The following is an 18,094-nucleotide window of genomic DNA, read 5'->3' on the forward strand; positions in this document are numbered from 1 at the left end:
CGCAGCTTTGGACTGGCTCTCGTCTTGGTTACGAGCAAGCCAGCCCCATCACTCAGCCACATCTTTTGGAAATTGGAATCAAGGGCATCGCGAAGCGCGTCCACGCAGCTTCTAATCGGGGTCGGCCGGTAGGCTGCTACTTATTGAGGAGCCCCCAATGAAGATAGGCAACGCAGTTTTCAGCGCATTTTCCCTAACGAGGTACGCCGGTAATCTTGGGATCGCCCGTTCCAGTCTTATCAAGTCGGCCCATCTCCTCGAAAGAATTGGGCTAGCAGCCGTTGGGGCCTCTTGCGGCCTCTATGTGGGTGCGACCCTGTTGCGTCAGAAAGGCGGGCTTTTTGAAAGCGGCTGGATCGTGCTGCTAACAATGCTCTACGGAGCTCTCAGCTATTATGTTGGAATTGATTTGTCCCGGTCTGTCGCTCGGAGGTCGATTTCGAGCACCTCGGAAGAATACAACGGCTCTGAGGTTGCTGAGATCATGAGTGCGGCCGGTACGTTCGGCGCGGCGATTGCAGCAACTCTGTCCGTCAGCATCCTTGTCCTTGATCAAAGCCTACCCAATGCGCTGATAGCGTTTCTCGCCGGCTGTTGGGTCGTTGGGTCTTCGCTTCAAGTTGCGGCGGGAACGATGGCGCGCAACTACGTAGTGCCCAAGGATGAAGAATGAAGACAATTGTGCTCACGGAAAAACGTCTGCTTGGCGTCGTGATGTGGGCACCAGTGCCAGTGCTGACGTCAGGTCTGAAGGCGAGTGGTTGACGGCTCATCGCAACTTCTGTCGTTCAACGCTGCGTGCAGACGATTTTTAGTAGCGCGACCGTTTGCATCGAGCAATGTCCTTGCTTGGAAGCGGCATCGGTACTGAGCAACCTAAGTTATCGCGCAACAAACAAGACGTGCCATCATGGTGGCGTTGGGATATTGTCCCCGCGCCGTGGTCCAAAATTCTGCTAACCGCCAACTGCACGATCGGTGGAGCCAATGCAGATTGCGGAGTGGCTCGAGAAGCTGGGGCTTGGACAATACGCAGAGCGTTTTGTCCAAAATGGGATCGACATGGGCGTCCTTCCCGAACTGATGGCCGAGGACTTCGATAAGCTCGGAGTCCTGCTTGGCCATCGCCGCAAAATGCTGCGTGCCATTGCCGACCTCGATCCAGCCGCGTTGATCGCATCGCCGGCTCCTCCTCACGACGCCGAGCGGCGTCACCTGACCGTTATGTTTTGCGACCTGGTCGGCTCGACTGCGCTCTCCGCGCGTCTCGATCCCGAGGATATGTGGGAAGTGATCCGGGCCTACCGCGCCGCCTGCGCGAGCGTCATCGCTGCTTATGACGGCAGGATCGCCAGGTTCGTCGGTGACGGCATACTGGTCTATTTCGGCTATCCCCGCGCCCACGAGGACGATGCGGAGCGCGCAGTGCGAGCGGGCCTCGACACCATCGCTGCGGTCGGGCGACTGAGGACGGGCGCCACCGAACGGGTTGAACTGCGGATCGCAATCGCGACCGGGCTTGTGGTGGTCGGCGACCTCATCAGCGGCGATGCGTCGGAGGAGCACGCAACGGTCGGCGATACACCAAACCTTGCAGCCAGGCTTCAGAGCCTGGCGGAACCGGGAGTGGTCGTCGTCGCCTCGTCGACGCGGCGGCTGCTTGGCGATCTCTTCACTTTTCGCAATCTCGGCCGTCGCGAGGTCAAGGGGATAGCCGAACCCATCGCGGTCTGGGCGGTCGAGGGGGCGGCCGCATCGGAAAGTCGCTTCGAGGCGGTCCGCGCGGCGCGTTCGATCGGCTTTGTCGGTCGCAGGGAGGAGATCGAATTCACGCTCTCGCGCCAGCGGTTGGCATGGCAGGGGCAGGGCCAGATGGTGTTGATCTCCGGCGAAGCAGGCATCGGCAAGTCGCGCATCGTCGCAACGCTGTGCGAAAATCCCGCGTTGGGGGCGCACCGCCGGGTGCGATATCAGTGTTCGCCCTACCACACCAACAGCGCGCTTCATCCCTTTGTCGCGCAGCTGGAGCGCGCAGCCGGTATCCGCTCGCACGACACGCCGGGGCAAAAGCTCGACAAGCTTGAGGCAATGCTGGCGCTTGGAACGCAACAGGTCGCCCGGGCGACACCGCTCATTGCGGCTCTCCTTTCGATTCCAACCGGCGACCATTATCCGCCGCTTGGTTTGAGCCCGGCGCAGCAGCGGCGACAGACATTTGCCTCGCTTCTCGATCAGCTCGAGGGGTTGGCGCGAGAGCAACCCCTGCTGGTTATCTGCGAGGATATGCATTGGGCCGATGCCACGACACTTGAACTGTTCGATCTCGGGGTCGACCGGATCAGGGGACTGCCGATACTCATGCTCATGACAACCCGGCCAGAGTTCGAGCCCTCCTGGTCGGGCCTCGCCAACGTCAGCCTGTTGCGGCTCGACCGGCTCGACCGGCAGGACACGCGTGCGCTGGTCGAGCAGGTGACCGTTGGCCGCCAGCTGCCGCGCGAGATGATGGAGCAGATCATCGACAAGACGGACGGCATCCCGCTATTCGTCGAGGAACTGACCAAGATGGTGCTGGAGTCCGGACTGCTCGTCGAGGATTCCGGACGCTATCGCCTCGATAGTCCGCTCCCGCCGCTCGCTATTCCCGCGACGCTGCAGGATTCGCTGATGGCGCGGCTCGACCGGCTGGCTCCCGTCAAGGAGGTAGCGCAGATAGGCGCCGCCATCGGCCGCGACTTTTCATACGCGCTGCTAAGATATGTGACAGGACGCGATGATCTGACGCTGAGCGCTGCGCTGGGGCAACTCGAAGAGGCGGAACTGCTGGTGCGTCGCGGGACACCGCCCGACGCAAACTATAGCTTCAGGCACGCTCTCGTTCAGGAAGCGGCCTATGAAGGCCTGCTCAAGAGCAAACGGCAGGTGCTTCACAAGCGGATCGGCGATGTCCTGCGCGAGAAGTTTCCCGTCGTTGCCGAGACTGAGCCGGAAGTTCTGGCACACCACTTCACCGAGGCGGGGCTGAGCGAGATCGCCCTCGAATGGTGGCGCAAGGCGGGCCAGCAAGCGCTGAAGCGCTCGGCCTATTCCGAGGCGATCGCGCATCTCGGCAAGGCGATTGCGTCCGCCGATGAGGTGCCGGATGATCCCCGCCGGATGATGAGCAGGCTGCATCTTCAAATCGAGTATGGCCGTGCATTGCGAGGCAGCCTCGGCCATAGCGCTCCCGAAACGGTAGCCGCATGGACGCGTGCCCGACAGTTCGCTGCCGACATCAATGATCCCGTCGAACTCGCGCCGGTCCATTCGGGTCTTTTCAATGCTTGCCTGACACACGGCGAACTCGCTCCGATGCTGGAGCTGGCGGATGCCATCAGGAGCGCCGCCGACCGACGACCGGATTCACCGGTGGCCGCCGTCGTTGCACATTGGACGGGCGGGGTCACCTGCTGGTTCGGCGGTGACTACTTGAACGCGAGGATGCATCTCGAGCAGGCACTCGAGATCTATGGTGCCGAGCCGGATCCCGCGACGTTCAGGGCTTCGGCACTGGATCTCCCGTTCGTGATCATGAGGTTTCTTGCCCTGGTGCTTTGGCCGCTTGGCAAGATCGCGCGCGCACGCCGCCTCGCCGCCGAAGCGGTGAGTGCTTCGGGAGAAAAGCGGGCGCTGTCCCAGGCCAACGCGCTGGTTCATCGCGCTGTGTTCGACGGACTATGCGGAGGCATGTTGCAGCAAACGGAGACGATCCTGGCGCTCGGTCTCGCGCGCGACCACACGATGCCGTTGTATGTGGCCGCCGGCACCTATCTGAATGGCCTCGCCAAGTGGCGTGCAGGCGACCAAATGACCGGACTGACGGAAATGCGTCGCGGCTGGACTTTGCTGCACGAGAATGACTGCTATCTCTGTGAGCCGTTTTGGGGGATGCATGTCGCCTTGGCGAACGCAGCGTCGGGCCAACTCGAAACCGGGCTGGAAATCTTGAGCGAATTGATCGCGTGGACCGGGCAATCCGGCCAGCATTGGCTTGATGCCGAGCTGCATCGCGCCCGCGGCGAGCTTTTGTCGCGTCTTGATCCTTCGGACGAAGCCAGTGCCGAAGCTTCCCTCAACCGAGCGCTTGAGATCGCACGACACCAGCAGACGAAGACTTTCGAGCTGCGCAGCGCCCTTGGACTTGCTCGCCTGCACAAGAGAAATGGCCGAGCAGGCGGGGCATCCGAAATGCTCGCTCCCGTGCTGGCCGAATTCGATGCGGAGCGAAATCTTTCTGAAGTCGTGGAAGCGAAAGAGCTGGTCGAGCAAGTGCATTAGGCACGTGCCGTTTGCCCCCAGTCTGGGGACAGGGAATGACAGTCAGGAATTCACGTGCACGAAATCCCGCAGCAGCGGATAGATCTCGTTATTCCACCGCTTGCCCGAGAACACGCCGTAATGGCCGACGCCGGCCTGCATGTGGTGGACGCGGCGATAGGCGCGCACACCGGTGCAGAGGTCTTGCGCGGCGAGCGTCTGGCCGATCGAGCAGATGTCGTCCTTCTCGCCTTCGACCGTCATCAGTCCCATGCGGCTGACGGCCTTGGTGTTCACGGGACGGCCACGGTGCATCAACTTGCCCTGCGGCAACAGGTGCTCCTGGAACACGTCACGCACGGTCTCGATGTAGAACTCGGCCGGCAGGTCCATCACGGCGAAATATTCGTCGTAGAAGGTCTTGATGCTCGCGGCCTTCTCCTTCTCGCCCTTGGCGATATGGTTGGCGAGATCCATGTGCTGCTTGATGTGGCGCTCGAGATTCATCGAGACGAACGCCGTGAGCTGCACGAAGCCGGGATAGACCTTGCGGAGCGCGCCGCGGCATTGCACCGGCACGTAGTTGATCAGGTTCTGCTCGAACCAGTCGATCGGCCTGCTCTTGGCGAACTCGTTGACCCTGGTCGGCTGGATGCGCGTGTCGATCGGGCCTGCCATCAGCGTCAGCGTCGCAGGCCGCGAGGGGTGGTTGCCCTCGCACATGACCGCGGCGGCCGCCAGTGCCGAGACCGAGGGCTGGCAGATCGCGACCATGTGCGGACGCGGGCCCAATTGGCCGAGGAAGTCGATGAGATGATCGGTGTAATCGTCGAGCCCGAAGCGGCCTTCGCGGCGTGGAATGTCGCGCGGATTGTGCCAGTCGGTGATGTAGACGTCGTGATCCTGCAGCAGCGTTTTCACGGTGCCGCGCAGCAGCGTGGCGAAATGGCCCGACATCGGCGCCACCAGCAGCATGCGCGGCTGCTCCGGCACGCCGTCCTTCCTGAAGTGCAGCAGCGAGCCGAACGGCGTCGCGTAGGCGACCTCCTCGGTGACGCCGACCTCACGGTTGCCCACCATCACGCTGTCGATGCCGTAGGCTGGACGGTGATAGGTGAGGGTGGAGCGGGAGATCAGCTCCAGCGCGGCGGAGAGCCGGCCGACGACCTGGTCCGATAGGCCCTGCGGCACCAGATTGAGGAATCTGAGCGCGGACGAAGCTCCCGCCCGCCACGGCGCGGTGAGGTCCATATGGTTCTGAAAGGCCTGATAATACATCGACATCATACTGAAACGCCCACCCTCCCGTGCTGTCATGCAATATCGAAGCCAAACGGGAGCCCTACCGCCCTCAAAACTGGCACATCGCTTGCTCCTCCTTTTGCGGGAAGCACAGGTCATGAGCACTCCCGCGGGCCGGGCGGCGTGCAAGTCACAGGCGTAGGGAATGGGCCATATGGCGAAGGCGACACTGACGATCAGCAGCAAGAACTATTCGTCCTGGTCGCTGCGCGGCTGGCTGCTGACGAAATTTTCCGGGCTCGATTTCGAGGAGATCGTCACCGCGCCGGACGATGCGTCGGCGCGCGCTGAAATCCTGCTGCTGTCGTCGTCGATCCTGGTGCCGTGCCTGCGCCACGACGGCGCCGTGGTCTGGGATACGCTGGCGATCGCCGAATATCTCAACGAGGCGATGCCGGATGCCGGTCTGTTGCCTGATGACCGCGTCCAGCGGGCGCATTGCCGCTCGATCTGCGGCGAAATCCATTCCGGCTTCACGACATTGCGCGCTTCGCTGCCGGTCAATCTGAAGGGGCACTTCCCCGGCTTCAAGATCTGGTCGCGCGCGCAGGCTGATATCGACCGCGTCTGGTCCATCTGGCGCGACTGCCTGGAGAAATCAGGCGGTCCCTTCCTGTTCGGCGCGAGGCGCACCATGGCGGATGCGATGTATGCCCCCGTGGTGACGCGCTTCGTGACCTATGACGTCAACCTCGAGCCGCCGCTGAAGGCCTATGCCGATACCATCATGGCCATGCCCGAGATGAAGGAATGGATCGCGGCGGCCAAGGACGAGCCGGCCGAGATCGAGGAGCTCGAGGTCGAATATTAGGCAGGCTTGGCGCCCGCCTGCCTGTTTTGGGAGCGAGGCCCGGGCTGCCGCACCCGGCAGCCATGTCTTTGAAGCCGTTAACTTTTAGCACCCGTGGCCGGCTCGGGCCGGCCCATATGCTGCGCAGATATTGTATACGCGTGCGGGCTTGTTGCGACATCTAGCCGTGAACAGCCGCGTACACGGCGTTTCGGCTGATTCGGACGTGATTCGTTCGGGCCGCGTTCCGTTCGTTAAGGCAGAGCGCGGCCCCGTTGCATTTTGAGACAGACGCCGCTCGTCAGGCGAAGCCCGAGTGCTTGGCGCGCGGCACGCGCCAGCCGATGACAGTGGCCTCCACCGGGACGCCGGCCGCGTCGTTCTGCCAGCGGCCCTCGACATAGCGGCAGGCGAACGGCAGTTGATACGTTCCGCTGTGGTCCTCGCACAGCACCTCCACCGGCAGGCCAGGTGGCGGTTCGCCGGCGCCATCGAATTCCGCCAGACGTCTATCGCGCGTTGCCATTCCAAAAATCTCCCCTAATCAAAGTCGCGGAAAGAGCGCCCACTTTCTTCCGCGCACGGTTCACTGATCCCCGTCCAAGGGAACAAGCCAAGCTCAACGCGAGAATGCGGTACGAGTGTGGTAGCCTCCGGCGTCGGCGAGCAAAAAGCGCACATTGCCGTGATTGATTTGGACGAGGAACCTGCATGCTGCTTCGAAGCGCCGACGTCTGTTTCGCGATGTTGTTGCTCGCCCCGCTGGCGATTGCGCCGGTCCGCGCGCAAGACGTGCCCGGCATCGAGATCTGTACCGTCGAGAAGACCATGGAGCGGCGCACGAGCTGCCTGCAGAGCAACGTCGACTTCCTGCAGAAGACGATCACCAAGCTGACGCTCGATCATCAGCAGAAGCACGATGCCGCCAACCGCCAGATCGACGCGCTGAAGACGCTTGTGGCCGGCCTGCAGAAGACGCTGGCCGATCTCCAGGCTGCACAGGTGAAGATCGCGGACGATCTGAAGAAGAAGCAGGACGCGCCGCCACCGAAGGATGCGGCGAAATAGGCGTCGCCGTCACGCCACGCGGTAGCGCTCCATCACGCCGCGATCGGGCTCATAGCCGAGCCCGGGTCCCGAGGGCACCGCGACCTGGCCGGTGGCATCGACATCGGCGCGGCCGCCCCAGAGGCACGCTTCGCGTTTCAGATAGAACATCTCGACCAACCCGTCGTCGCGCGTCGCCAGCAGGTGCAATGTCGCCAGCAGGCCCGGACCGAAATACGGGGAGTGCGGGACGATTTTGACGCCGAGCTGATCGGCGAGTGCGGCGACCTTCAGAAATTCCGTGATGCCGCCGACCTTGGTCACCGACGGCTGGGCGTGGCTCACCGCGCCTGCATTCATCATCTGGCGGAATTGATACTCCGTGCAGGCGTTCTCGCCGGCGGCGACGCCGAGCCCGCCCTTGCGGCGGACCTCGGCGAGTGTGGCAAAATCCTCCGGCGGCCAGACCGGCTCTTCCAGAAACATCGGCTGCGCGTCCTCGCACGCCTTCGCGAATGCGATCGCCTGCTCGCCTGTGAGCGGGCAGTTCATGTCGACCATCAGCGGGATGCCGGGCCCGATGGCCTCGCGCGCGGCAAACACCGCCGGCGTCGTGGTCTCGTGCAGCTTGATGGCGCCATAGCCGAGCGCGAGCGCCTTCTTGCATTCGCCCGTGATGTTCTCAGGCGAGCCGATTCGCAACAGGCTCGCATAGGCGGGGATGTTCGAGCGCTTGCTTGCTCCGAGCAGGCGATGCAGCGGCGCGCCCTCGATCTTCGCAGCCAAGTCCCACAGCGCGATGTCGAGCCCTGATATCGCGAACATCGTGATGCCGTAGCGGCCGAACAGATGCAGGTTGCGCTGGATCTGTTCCATCACCGCCGGAATGCCGGCGGCATCGGGAACCTTCAGCCCGCGGGCCTGCGGCGCGATCATCTCCTCGACGGCGCTTCGCGTGGTGCGCGGGGAGACATAGGCAAAGGCATCGCCCCAGCCGGTCAGTCCGGCATCGGTCGTGACCTCGACCAGCACCATGTCGAGCGCGGAGATTGCGGACGCGCCCTGGCGAAAGCTCGCGACACCGGCGTCATAGGGGATGCGGATATGGTGCGCCCGCACATCGGTGATTTCCATGACGCGGTTCCTCTTTCTGGTGAGCGGTTGCAACGAGTGTAGCTGCGAATGCCGGGGCGTTGCCAGTGGCTATTCCGGAACTATTCTCATGCGAGGACAGCAATGCCGATCAAGCGAGGCGGTGGCCGTCAGCGCATCATCGCCAGGCTTCGAACGAGGGCCCTTGACGCATGAACCCAGCCCAGCGCGCGCTCTGGTATATCGAGAGCCATCTGGCCGAGCCGATGACGCTCGACGAGATTGCTGCGATATCTGGCGTGTCGCGGTTCCACATCGTGCGGGCGTTTGCCGCAGCCACCGGGCTTCCGGTGATGCGCTACGTGCGCGCGCGGCGGTTGACGGAAGCGGCGCGCAGTCTTGCGAACGGCGCGCCGGACATCCTGTCGCTGGCGCTGGAGGCCGATTACGGCTCGCACGAAGCGTTCACCCGCGCGTTCCGCGACCAGTTTGGCACCACACCCGAAGCGGTGCGGGCGGCAACGTGCCTCGATAAACTCAAGCTTCAGGAGCCGATCCTCATGGACTCCACCATGCTCGATCATCTGGTCCCGCCGCGTTTCGAAACCGCGAAGGCCTTCCTCGTCGCCGGCCCCGCCGAGCGCATCTCCTGCGACAACGGCGCCGCCATTCCGGGACTGTGGCACCGCTTCCATCAGGAAGTCGCCGACATTCCCGCGCGCGTCGGCCAGGGAAAATCTCAAGTCGCCTATGGCGTCTGCTGCAACGGCGATGATTCCGGCAATTTCGACTACATCGCCGGTGTCGAGGTCGCCGATTTCTCCGACCTGCCGCGCCGCTTCGGTCGCATCCGCATTCCCGAGCAGCGCTACGCGGTGTTCACCCACACCGAGCACGTCGCCTCGATCCGCCGCACCGTCAACACGATCTGGAATCAGTGGCTGCCGGCGTCCGGCCTGAAGGCCGCGGATGCGCCGAACTTCGAGCGCTATGACGAGAAATTCGATCCCGCGACCGGCAATGGCGGCTTCGAGATTTGGATACCAGTGCGGGAGTAAGCACGATCCGGACCCGAAGGGCCGCGTTCGCGCAAAGTGCGCAGCGGTTTTCCGAAGAGATCATGCTCAAACGAGACCTAAGGCGCGATATGTCATCGCGCTTTACGTTGCAACGCTGGCATACCATCCCGCTTGCTTGGCAAGCCCCGGCGACTTTGTCATAACCGCAGGCAAATCTTGCGTGTGGGGCCCGTGCCGGACATCCCGTGCAAGCCATAACAAGCAGCCGGGAGGGTCCCCATGACCAACGTTCGCGTTCTCGCCACCGACCTCGAATTTCCCGAAGGGCCCGTGGTGATGCCGGACGGCTCGGTCGTGCTGGTGGAGATTCGCGGCCAGCGCCTGACCCGAATCCATCCCGACGGCCGCAAGGAGGTCGTCGCCAAGGTGCCGGGCGGCCCGAACGGCGCAGCCCTCGGCCCCGACGGCAAGATCTACATCTGCAACAATGGCGGCTTCTCCTGGATTCCGACCGGCAAGATGATCATGCCCGGCCCGCAGCCGGACGGCTATCTCGGCGGCTCGATCCAGCGCGTCGATCTGCAATCGGGCAAGGTCGAGACCGTCGTGACCAAATGCGGCGAGCACGATCTGCGCGGGCCGAACGACCTCGTCTTCGACAAGCACGGCGGCCTCTGGTTCTCCGATCTCGGCAAGCGCCGCGCCCGCGAGATGGATGTCGGCGGCATGTATTATCTCAAGCCCGGCATGACCGAGATCGTCGAGGTCGTGCATGGCGTTCTGCCGGCCAACGGCATCGGCCTGTCGCCGGACGAGAACACCGTCTACATCGCGGAGACGCCGACGGGGCGGCTCTGGGCCTACGAGCTCTCCGCGCCCGGCACGCTCAAGCCGCGCGAGGTGATCTATCGCGGCGAGCGCGGCAAGCCGATCTGCGGCCTCGGCGGCTACCAGATGTTCGACTCGCTCGCGGTAGAGGCGAACGGCAATGTCTGCGTCGCCACCCTGGTCTCCGGCTGCATCTCGGTGATCGCGCCTGATGGTACGCTGGTGGAGCAGGTCCCGACCGGCGACCGCGTCACCACCAACATCGCCTTCGGCGGCGAGGGGCTGAAGACCGCCTACATCACGCTGTCGGGCAAGGGCGAGCTGATCGCCATGGACTGGCCGCGCGGCGGTTTGCCGTTGAACTTTCTGAATAAGTGATTGTATCTGAGCAGCCGTGCCGATGCGTCGGTCGTCATTCCGGGATGCGTGCGCCAGCACGCAGGCCCGGAATCCATAACCCCGAGCGGTGATTATGGATTCCGGGCTCGCGACGTCGTCGCGCCCCGGAAGGACGGCAGTCATTATGGAGAGAGAAATGCCCTGGCCTGATCCCGTCACCCTGCGTGGGCAGCACGCCCGTCTCGAGCCGCTGTCGAAAGAGCATCGCGAGGGGCTGGTGGAGGCCGTGAAGGACGGCGAGCTCTACACGATCTGGTACACCGCGATCCCGACGCCGGAGAACGTGGCCAAGGAGATCGACCGCCGCTTGGGCCTCCAGGCCGCAGGCTCGATGCTGCCGTTCACCGTGTTCGATGCCGGCGGCAAGATCGTCGGCCAGACCACCTATATGAACATCGATGCCGCCAACCGCCGCGTCGAGATCGGCTCGACCTGGTATGCGAAGAGCGCGCAGCGCGGGCCGCTCAACACGCAGTGCAAGATTCTGCTGCTGACCCACGCCTTCGAGACGCTGAACTGCATCGCGGTCGAATTCCGCACGCATTTCTTCAACCATCAGAGCCGCCGCGCCATCGAGCGCCTGGGCGCCAAGCAGGACGGCATTCTGCGCAGCCACCAGGTCACGCCGAACGGTACGCTGCGGGACACCGTGGTTTACAGCATCACCGCCGCCGAATGGCCGACGGTGCGGACGCATTTGAACTATCAACTCAACGACAAGCCGCGCTGAGCGGCCGAGGCACCATGGACAGATTCGATTATGTGATCGTCGGCGCGGGCTCCGCCGGCTGCGTACTGACCAGCCGGCTCAGCGAAGATCCGAACGTGAGCGTCTGCGTGCTCGAGGCGGGCCCGAGCGACTGGCATCCCTACATCCATCTGCCGGCGGGCTTCATCAAGACGTTCCACATGAAGAGCATCAACTGGGCCTACCAGCAGGAGCCGGGGCCCTACACCGGCGGGCGCAGCATCTATGCGCCGCGCGGCAAGACGCTCGGCGGCTCGTCCTCGATCAACGGCCACATCTACAATCGCGGCCAGCGGATGGATTTCGATACCTGGGCGCAGATGGGCAATCGCGGCTGGGGTTATGCCGACGTGCTGCCTTACTTCAAGCGGCTGGAAAAGCGGGTCGGCGAGGGCGAGGACACCTATCGCGGCCGCGACGGCAACCTCACCGTCACGACCATGGAGTGGCGCGATCCGCTCTGCGAAGCCTTCATGGAAGGCGCGGTCTCGCTCGGCATTCCCCGCAACCCCGATTACAATGGCGCTAAGCAGGAAGGCGTCTCCTACTGCCAGCGCACCATCGACAAGGGCCTGCGCGTCTCCGGCTCGACCGCGTTCCTCAAGCCCGCGATGAAGCGCCCGAACGTGCATGTGCACACCCACGCGCACGCGACCGAGATCATTTTTGAAGGCAAGCGCGCCGTCGGCGTGCGCTACACCAAGGGCGGCCGCGGCGGCACGCCGGTGGAAGTGCGTGCCAACAAGGAAGTGATCCTCTCCGGCGGCACCTATAATTCGCCGCAGCTGCTCCAGCTCTCCGGAATCGGCTCACCCGATCTGCTCGGCGCGCACGGCATCGCGGTGCGCCACGCGCTGCCGGTCGGCGAAGGTCTGCAGGATCATTACGCCCCGCGCACCGTAGCGCGCGTGAAGGACATCAAGACCATCAACGAGCTCCGCCGCGGCTTCTCGCTGTGGATCGAAGCGCTGAAATGGGCGACCGCGCGCCGCGGCCTGCTCTCGCTCTCGCCGACCATGGTGTATTGCTTCTGGCACTCCGGCGAGAGCGCCGACAGTTCCGACCTCCAGCTCACCTTCACGCCGGCGAGCTACAAGGAAGGCGTGCAGGGCCAGCTCGAGGACGAGCCCGGTATGACGGTCGCCTCCTGGCAGCAACGCCCGGAGAGCCGCGGCTATGTCCGCATCCGCTCATCTGATCCGTTCGCGCCGCCGATCATCCAGACCAACTATCTCGACGCCGAGCTCGACCGCCGCGTCATCGTCGGCGGCATGAAGCTCGCGCGCAGGCTTTTGAAGAGCGCGCCGCTGTCGCCCTATTACGCCTACGAGGATTTCCCGGGTCCGAACATCAACACCGACGACGAATTCCTCGCCGCCGCCACCGAACGCGGCACCACCACTTTCCACCCCGGCTGCACCTGCCGCATGGGCCCGGCGGACAGCACGTGGGCGGTGGTCGACGACCAGCTCCGCGTCCACGGGTTGGAGGGCCTCCGCGTCATCGACGCCTCCGTGATGCCGCGTATGATCTCGGCGAATCTCAACGCCTCCACCATGATGATCGCGGATCGTGCCTCGGACCTGATCCGCGGCAAGCAGCCGATGGAATCCGCGCGGATTCCGGACGCGGCGGTAGCGTAGGCACAGCTACGTAGGGTGGGTTAGCGAAGCGTAACCCACCACTTCTCTCGATGCGGAAATAAAAGAGGTGGGTTACGCTGACGCTAACCCTAACCCACCCTACGGTCCCTGAGAACGGACTGAAACATGATCGATTATGGTGAAGCCAAGTTGCTAGCAAGAAATACCGTGGCGGCCATTGCCGCAAAGGTTTGCGATGAGTTTGTTGTGCTTGATGAGTTTACCAAAGAAGTAGAGGAGGGATGGCTCTTCTTCTATGATTCGAAGGAGTTTGTTGAAACGGGCAACCCTAGTTCAACTCTCGCCGGGAATGGTCCCATACTGGTTCGTCGAAATGGAGAAGTCAGAATTCTCCCGAGCGCCAGTTCTTGGCAGGTAGCGATCAAAACCCCTGATGAAAGCTCGTAGCCCATAGGATGTGGTTCGCTTCGCTTTACCCACCCTGCGGTCGCTAATTATGAGAAGCGGCTATGTCGAACGCCAGAAAGAGATCGGGCTATACCCGGAAAGATCTGCGCGAGGTCAGCGAAAATCCGAGGCTGAAAAAAGCTGATATCGCCAAGGTCCAGCCATTCTCCGAAGTCTTCCCTGATCTCAGTGCATCTATCCGAAGGTCCCGTAGCTCGGGTGGAGCGAAGCGCAATCCGGGATAGCTGTATCGATCTGCCTGCATTCCCCGGATTTCGCTGCGCTCCGTCCGGGCTACGATCCCTGCGCATTTGGACGACGTCATTTGAGCACAGAGCACAATCGTCCTCTCACAGATGCCGAGCGCGATCTTGCGCGCTGGATGCTGGAGCATGGCACGGAAGAAGCCAGGCAATATCTGGATCAGCTCAAGCTGGCTGAGGTCACGCCTTGGAGATGTCGATGTGGATGTGCCAGCATCAACTTCCAAATCAAGGGACATGCTGAAGCGCCGCCCGGCGCTGAGATTCTCGGTGAATTCCTGCTGAACGATGGTGATCACCAAAGTGGAATATTCATCTATTCGAGTGGTGGCTTGCTGAAGGGCATCGATGTGTATGGCTTGGCAGGCGATGCGCCGTCTGTGTTACCGCGACCCGAAAACCTGTCTCCCTTCAAGCCTGGCAATCCGCTGCGCACGTGAAGGGGAAATCGGCAATGAGTATCGCGGAATGATGACCTTTGATCGTGTAATTGCTGCGCTTCGCAGCACTGGTGTGCAGGCCGAGGTGCTGAACGAAATTGATAGCCGAGCCATCGTGATCAGGGTGCTGGAGCGACTCGGTGTCGACGTGACGAGCCGCGCGCCGTGGGATCAAGCCACATCCGAAGGGAGGCAAAGGCCCGATGGTTGGGAGCTCATTCCGAAATACGTGGGGACGAACCAATGTTTGATGTTTCTGGAAGGCGCCCGATCGATTTGGAAATTTTCGTGTGGTGCGGACCTGCTTCGGGTTCTGGAGGACTGTCCGGCGCTCGAGATTTATGTCTGTGACGAGGAGGCGAGCTATCTCCTTTGCAGCAATCACCATGACTTTGTCGTGGGCTGGGGTGCAGCGCTGCCATGGGTGGCACGATGTTGAATGTGGACGAAGAAATCTTGTTGAACCAACTGGCGCAGGGGGTCGCAAGCGATTCGGAGGGGGACGCTTGGTTCAACGCGCGGAGCAAGGACGACAAACGCAGGCTGCTTCGTGGCTTAAGTAACTTCATATTGCAGGCAGGGCCGAAGCCAGACGATGTGGCAGGTGCAATTGCCGAGTCGCGGCTGAAGCGGACGCTTACTCCGTGTGTCTTGATCGCGATGCCTAACCTCAAGATTCAATTGGCGAAGCTCTCGACGCTACCAGAGTTTGAGTTGCCTCGAGTGTTTCGGCTCCTCATCAAGTTGCTCGCAGCCGCAGACAACAGGCGTCGCAGGGAACGGCCACTGGATCTCGTAAACCATTGGTGGCACCGCGACTTAAGCGACCCGGAGGTTGTGAATGAGATCAAGCGAGCCAAGGGGGCGTAGCCTCGGTTACTCGCCGCGTGTTGGGCTACGATCTTCTCAAGTTTGCCCGTCGGGCAAAACACCCCGCCACCCGTCAATCCCTCCTCGCAAAAATATTCCACTTTACCGAAATTCGGAATTGCGGCATACATCGAAACAGCCCGGCCCGAGGAAGAGGGGCGGTTCGCGAGTCGTTCGAAACGCGGGCCGGGTTGCGGTGGACGCGGCAGCGTCGGGCGCGAGAGGCTAAGGGCAGGGCGGATTGCTCTCCGTGAGCCCTGAGGCTTCGTGCGGACGAGCGGCGCTGTGTGCGTACGGCAAAACCGTGTGGTCCTGGCCGTCGCTGCTACGGTCAAGCTCTTGCGGATGCGGCATTTGCGTCAACCGGCGCGGTGTCGGCGACTTTCGCAGGGGTGAGGGAGGCCAGAACGAACTCGGCTCCCGGGAGAGCACGGCATACGCCGTCCGACCACTGCGCAGGGAAGGCCGTGTGTTTGGCTTCACCTGTATGCCGCTGTGCAGTTCTTCTGCGTGTGCTTTCGCACAGCGGACCGTGGGTGCCAGCCGGCACCCGGCCTTCCCTGCGCCCTCTTTCCTGGAGGGCGTGACGGAGACAGCAAAGCTCGGGCGAAATGCGCCGCGAGGATGCTGCGGTGTGTCTGCGCTCGCAATGACGATGTGGAGAGCGTGCGCTTTCCCTCTTTCCTCGAGCGCGGGCTCCTCGGGACATTCACCCTTAAATTGCAGGATGCGCCTTGACGTAGTAGAAACAGCAGATGCGCTTCATCTCAATACTCTGCTTCTTGATCCTCACGATCTCTCCCTGCTTTGCCCAGTCTCCCCGGGCTTCCGCAGAGGTGACGACCCTGATCAGCCAGGAACCTCTGCTCGCGGTGCTCGATCATGACAATTCATCCGCGCTTTCGCTGGTGACCCTGTTCAGGAAAGTTCACGCCGCGCAAAAGCTGCTGCAGCCGTCGGTCGCCGACGGCCCGACGCGGGCGAGCGATTTGTCTCAATTCAGTGGGACCTACGCGCAGTTCGCTGCCGTGATGTCCGCCGACATCACGCGTATCACAGCGGGACTCGGCATCGATTGGAAAAAGGAGATCCTGAAAACCTACGACCCGAAGTCGGCCAAAACGGACGCTGGCAAGACGCTGCGGCTGAATGGCAATGTTGCGCGCGTGTTTAACGAGAAATGGCTCGGTTCCAGCGACGGATTGTTCTTCCTGTCGGGTGTGGTCAATCGGATGGACCGCCGCGATTTCGATTCCGCGCATTGCGGCGAATTGCGCTTCATCTACCGGCTCGGCTACGAAGTGAGGATGAACGGCAAGACTTACGCGTCGCGCATGCCGTTCACCGTGAACATGGTGTTCAGTTACGCGGATGACGGCAGGAATTGCCAGGACGTCGCCTCGCTCTGGCGCGTCGCCGGGATCGATGCTGACGATCCGGCAGTGGTTGCCCAACGCCTGCTGCAGGGGCCGCTGGATTTTTCGCGACTCATCTTCAAGCAGATGGAGATCAATGCGCAGGTGGTGCGCTTCCCATCAGACCTCGAAAACATGGAGAACCGCAAATTCGCCGGACAGGCGATCTACTGGATGCGGATCTTCGCGCTGAGGGATGGCAAGTTTCAGCCGACACGGCTGGAAAATACGCCTGATGTGCAGGCAATCCTGAAGGATCCCGCCAAGCAGAAGCAGTTGCAGGACTATCTCGCCGGCCACATCGCCGAGATCGACAACGGCACCTTCAGGATACCGGAGAGCCTGGAGGCCGACATCGCACTGAGTTTTTCCACTGCCGGCAGCGCGCGCATGGCCAATCGTCCCTTCGATCTCGCAATCGGCAGCGAGCAGGCGGCACGGATCGTCGCGGCGGCGGGTGTCCCCGGGAGGTCACCAAAATTCGTGCAATCCGGCGCGGGTCTGCTCGAACGCCTGAACACGTCGTCCTGCATGGGCTGCCATCAATCATCCTCGACCGCCGGATTCCATCTTCTCGGCGTGGACCGGTTCGATTTCGGCCGCGACGCGGACGCGATCAGGAGCGCGCTTGACGGTAACCAGTTGCAATTGCCGTTCTCGCCCCATGTCTACGCGGAACTTGTTCGCCGCAAGGACTATGTCGAGCGGGTTTCGCTCGGTCAGGCGCCGAACAGTTTTCGCCCGCATCCTTCGGCGCCCCCGGCGGCCTGGGAAAGCGGAAATCCGGCCTATGTTGTCGCCGGTGACAACATGCCGTGCCCTTTGAATGCGGATCTGGCGCAGGCCGCGAAATGGAGCTGCAATGCCACGCGTAACCTCACTTGTCAGGCGTTGGTGACGAACGCTGCGACTTCCTCCAATCTCGGCCAATGCGTGCCCGCGGCACAGAATGTCGCCGCGGGTTTGAGCTGCCGCTCAAACGTCATCGAGGACTCCACAGCGAAGACCGCCGCCAACAACCCGCTCGGCTTCAACCTGCGCGCGTTCAGCGACCGCGTCAGCAAGGAAGAACTCGTCTACAAGCTGTCGGAAGGAAAATTGAGCGGCTACGGCTACAACTGCCGTCCAACGAAGATCGGCGTGCCGCTGGGCCGCGTCACGCGTCCCTGCAAGCCCGAGGAGGCGTCGCTGGCGGTGATCCGGCCGGGCAGCGTGCCCGAGGAAATCTGCGCGATCGTCGGAGGCAAGGGCTTTGAGCAGATGGCCAAGGGATATTTCGACAGCGGCATTTTCGCCGCTGGCGTCGGCCGCGGCCTCCTGAACACATGCTCGCCGTCGCGGTTTTGCCGCGAGGACTATATTTGCCAGCAGATGCCGGATTTTGTCACGAGTGCAAGGTTCAACGTCAGGGCCCCGGCGTTGAATAACTTGAGAAGCCGAAAGATCGGGTTCTGTACCCCAACCTATTTCGTTTATCAGCTCCGCCTTGACGGTCATCCGAATCCGAGATGACGCGGGGAAGCGCGGCCCAGAG

The 18,094-nt window shown here is 62.5% G+C and carries 16 protein-coding genes; 13 read left to right on the forward strand and 3 right to left on the reverse strand.

Annotated features, from left to right (window positions below):
• Positions 1-157 precede the first annotated feature (157 nt).
• Positions 158-673, forward strand: coding sequence for a hypothetical protein (locus tag AC0L3X_RS08330; protein WP_063981455.1), 516 nt, complete (start codon positions 158-160; stop codon positions 671-673).
• Positions 674-987: 314 nt separating this feature from the next.
• A complete protein-coding gene (locus tag AC0L3X_RS08335) occupies positions 988-4,317 on the forward strand; it encodes an adenylate/guanylate cyclase domain-containing protein (RefSeq protein ID WP_354095466.1) in 3,330 nt (1,109 codons plus the stop codon).
• A gap of 42 nt (positions 4,318-4,359) precedes the next feature.
• Here the strand turns inward: AC0L3X_RS08335 and AC0L3X_RS08340 are convergent, their stop codons facing one another.
• Entirely contained in the window at positions 4,360-5,583 is a 1,224-nt protein-coding gene (locus AC0L3X_RS08340) for a polyhydroxyalkanoate depolymerase (protein WP_187387949.1), read from the reverse strand.
• A gap of 169 nt (positions 5,584-5,752) precedes the next feature.
• Between AC0L3X_RS08340 and AC0L3X_RS08345 the strand changes: the two genes are divergently transcribed.
• Positions 5,753-6,409, forward strand: a complete 657-nt coding sequence (locus tag AC0L3X_RS08345; protein ID WP_063981456.1) for a glutathione S-transferase family protein — start codon at positions 5,753-5,755, stop codon at positions 6,407-6,409.
• Between the two features lie 280 nt (positions 6,410-6,689).
• On the opposite strand, the gene AC0L3X_RS08350 is transcribed toward AC0L3X_RS08345, so the two are convergent.
• A complete protein-coding gene (locus tag AC0L3X_RS08350) occupies positions 6,690-6,914 on the reverse strand; it encodes a hypothetical protein (RefSeq protein ID WP_041953164.1) in 225 nt (74 codons plus the stop codon).
• A gap of 185 nt (positions 6,915-7,099) precedes the next feature.
• Between AC0L3X_RS08350 and AC0L3X_RS08355 the strand changes: the two genes are divergently transcribed.
• Positions 7,100-7,456 (forward strand): hypothetical protein, encoded by a 357-nt coding sequence (locus AC0L3X_RS08355; protein WP_063981457.1) that lies wholly within the window; start codon positions 7,100-7,102, stop codon positions 7,454-7,456.
• Between the two features lie 9 nt (positions 7,457-7,465).
• On the opposite strand, the gene AC0L3X_RS08360 is transcribed toward AC0L3X_RS08355, so the two are convergent.
• On the reverse strand, positions 7,466-8,569 hold the full coding sequence (locus AC0L3X_RS08360) for a mandelate racemase/muconate lactonizing enzyme family protein (RefSeq protein ID WP_063981458.1): 1,104 nt from the start codon (positions 8,567-8,569) through the stop codon (positions 7,466-7,468).
• Positions 8,570-8,739: 170 nt separating this feature from the next.
• Between AC0L3X_RS08360 and AC0L3X_RS08365 the strand changes: the two genes are divergently transcribed.
• From AC0L3X_RS08365 to AC0L3X_RS08405, 9 genes are all read left to right on the forward strand, one after another.
• Complete coding sequence (locus AC0L3X_RS08365; RefSeq protein ID WP_063981459.1) at positions 8,740-9,585, forward strand: AraC family transcriptional regulator; 846 nt, start codon at positions 8,740-8,742, stop codon at positions 9,583-9,585.
• Positions 9,586-9,825: 240 nt separating this feature from the next.
• A complete protein-coding gene (locus AC0L3X_RS08370) occupies positions 9,826-10,752 on the forward strand; it encodes an SMP-30/gluconolactonase/LRE family protein (RefSeq protein WP_063981460.1) in 927 nt (308 codons plus the stop codon).
• Between the two features lie 157 nt (positions 10,753-10,909).
• Complete coding sequence (locus AC0L3X_RS08375; RefSeq protein WP_028147003.1) at positions 10,910-11,503, forward strand: GNAT family N-acetyltransferase; 594 nt, start codon at positions 10,910-10,912, stop codon at positions 11,501-11,503.
• Between the two features lie 14 nt (positions 11,504-11,517).
• Complete coding sequence (locus AC0L3X_RS08380; protein WP_063981461.1) at positions 11,518-13,164, forward strand: GMC family oxidoreductase; 1,647 nt, start codon at positions 11,518-11,520, stop codon at positions 13,162-13,164.
• Between the two features lie 126 nt (positions 13,165-13,290).
• Entirely contained in the window at positions 13,291-13,572 is a 282-nt protein-coding gene (locus tag AC0L3X_RS08385) for a YrhB domain-containing protein (RefSeq protein WP_084794987.1), read from the forward strand.
• A 325-nt stretch (positions 13,573-13,897) separates the two neighbouring features.
• On the forward strand, positions 13,898-14,275 hold the full coding sequence (locus tag AC0L3X_RS08390) for a hypothetical protein (protein WP_084794989.1): 378 nt from the start codon (positions 13,898-13,900) through the stop codon (positions 14,273-14,275).
• A gap of 28 nt (positions 14,276-14,303) precedes the next feature.
• A complete protein-coding gene (locus AC0L3X_RS08395; RefSeq protein WP_063981463.1) occupies positions 14,304-14,714 on the forward strand; it encodes a hypothetical protein in 411 nt (136 codons plus the stop codon).
• Positions 14,696-15,145: a DUF5958 family protein gene (locus AC0L3X_RS08400; protein WP_283017515.1), complete on the forward strand. Its 450-nt coding sequence runs from the start codon at positions 14,696-14,698 to the stop codon at positions 15,143-15,145. Before AC0L3X_RS08395 ends, AC0L3X_RS08400 begins: the two co-directional genes overlap by 19 nt.
• A gap of 836 nt (positions 15,146-15,981) precedes the next feature.
• The gene (locus AC0L3X_RS08405) at positions 15,982-18,072 is read left to right on the forward strand and encodes a hypothetical protein (protein WP_354131744.1); all 2,091 of its coding nucleotides are present in this window, start codon (positions 15,982-15,984) and stop codon (positions 18,070-18,072) included.
• Positions 18,073-18,094: the final 22 nt, after the last annotated feature.

The sequence above is a fragment of the Bradyrhizobium sp. MI1.7 genome (assembly GCF_055811795.1).

Coding starts and splice junctions, on each gene's coding strand:
- AC0L3X_RS08330 (WP_063981455.1), top strand. CDS start 158: ATGAAGATAGGCAACGCAGTTTTCAGCGCATTTTCCCTAACGAGGTAC.
- AC0L3X_RS08335 (WP_354095466.1), top strand. CDS start 988: ATGCAGATTGCGGAGTGGCTCGAGAAGCTGGGGCTTGGACAATACGCA.
- AC0L3X_RS08340 (WP_187387949.1), bottom strand. CDS start 5,583: ATGATGTCGATGTATTATCAGGCCTTTCAGAACCATATGGACCTCACC.
- AC0L3X_RS08345 (WP_063981456.1), top strand. CDS start 5,753: ATGGCGAAGGCGACACTGACGATCAGCAGCAAGAACTATTCGTCCTGG.
- AC0L3X_RS08350 (WP_041953164.1), bottom strand. CDS start 6,914: ATGGCAACGCGCGATAGACGTCTGGCGGAATTCGATGGCGCCGGCGAA.
- AC0L3X_RS08355 (WP_063981457.1), top strand. CDS start 7,100: ATGCTGCTTCGAAGCGCCGACGTCTGTTTCGCGATGTTGTTGCTCGCC.
- AC0L3X_RS08360 (WP_063981458.1), bottom strand. CDS start 8,569: ATGGAAATCACCGATGTGCGGGCGCACCATATCCGCATCCCCTATGAC.
- AC0L3X_RS08365 (WP_063981459.1), top strand. CDS start 8,740: ATGAACCCAGCCCAGCGCGCGCTCTGGTATATCGAGAGCCATCTGGCC.
- AC0L3X_RS08370 (WP_063981460.1), top strand. CDS start 9,826: ATGACCAACGTTCGCGTTCTCGCCACCGACCTCGAATTTCCCGAAGGG.
- AC0L3X_RS08375 (WP_028147003.1), top strand. CDS start 10,910: ATGCCCTGGCCTGATCCCGTCACCCTGCGTGGGCAGCACGCCCGTCTC.
- AC0L3X_RS08380 (WP_063981461.1), top strand. CDS start 11,518: ATGGACAGATTCGATTATGTGATCGTCGGCGCGGGCTCCGCCGGCTGC.
- AC0L3X_RS08385 (WP_084794987.1), top strand. CDS start 13,291: ATGATCGATTATGGTGAAGCCAAGTTGCTAGCAAGAAATACCGTGGCG.
- AC0L3X_RS08395 (WP_063981463.1), top strand. CDS start 14,304: ATGATGACCTTTGATCGTGTAATTGCTGCGCTTCGCAGCACTGGTGTG.
- AC0L3X_RS08400 (WP_283017515.1), top strand. CDS start 14,696: ATGGGTGGCACGATGTTGAATGTGGACGAAGAAATCTTGTTGAACCAA.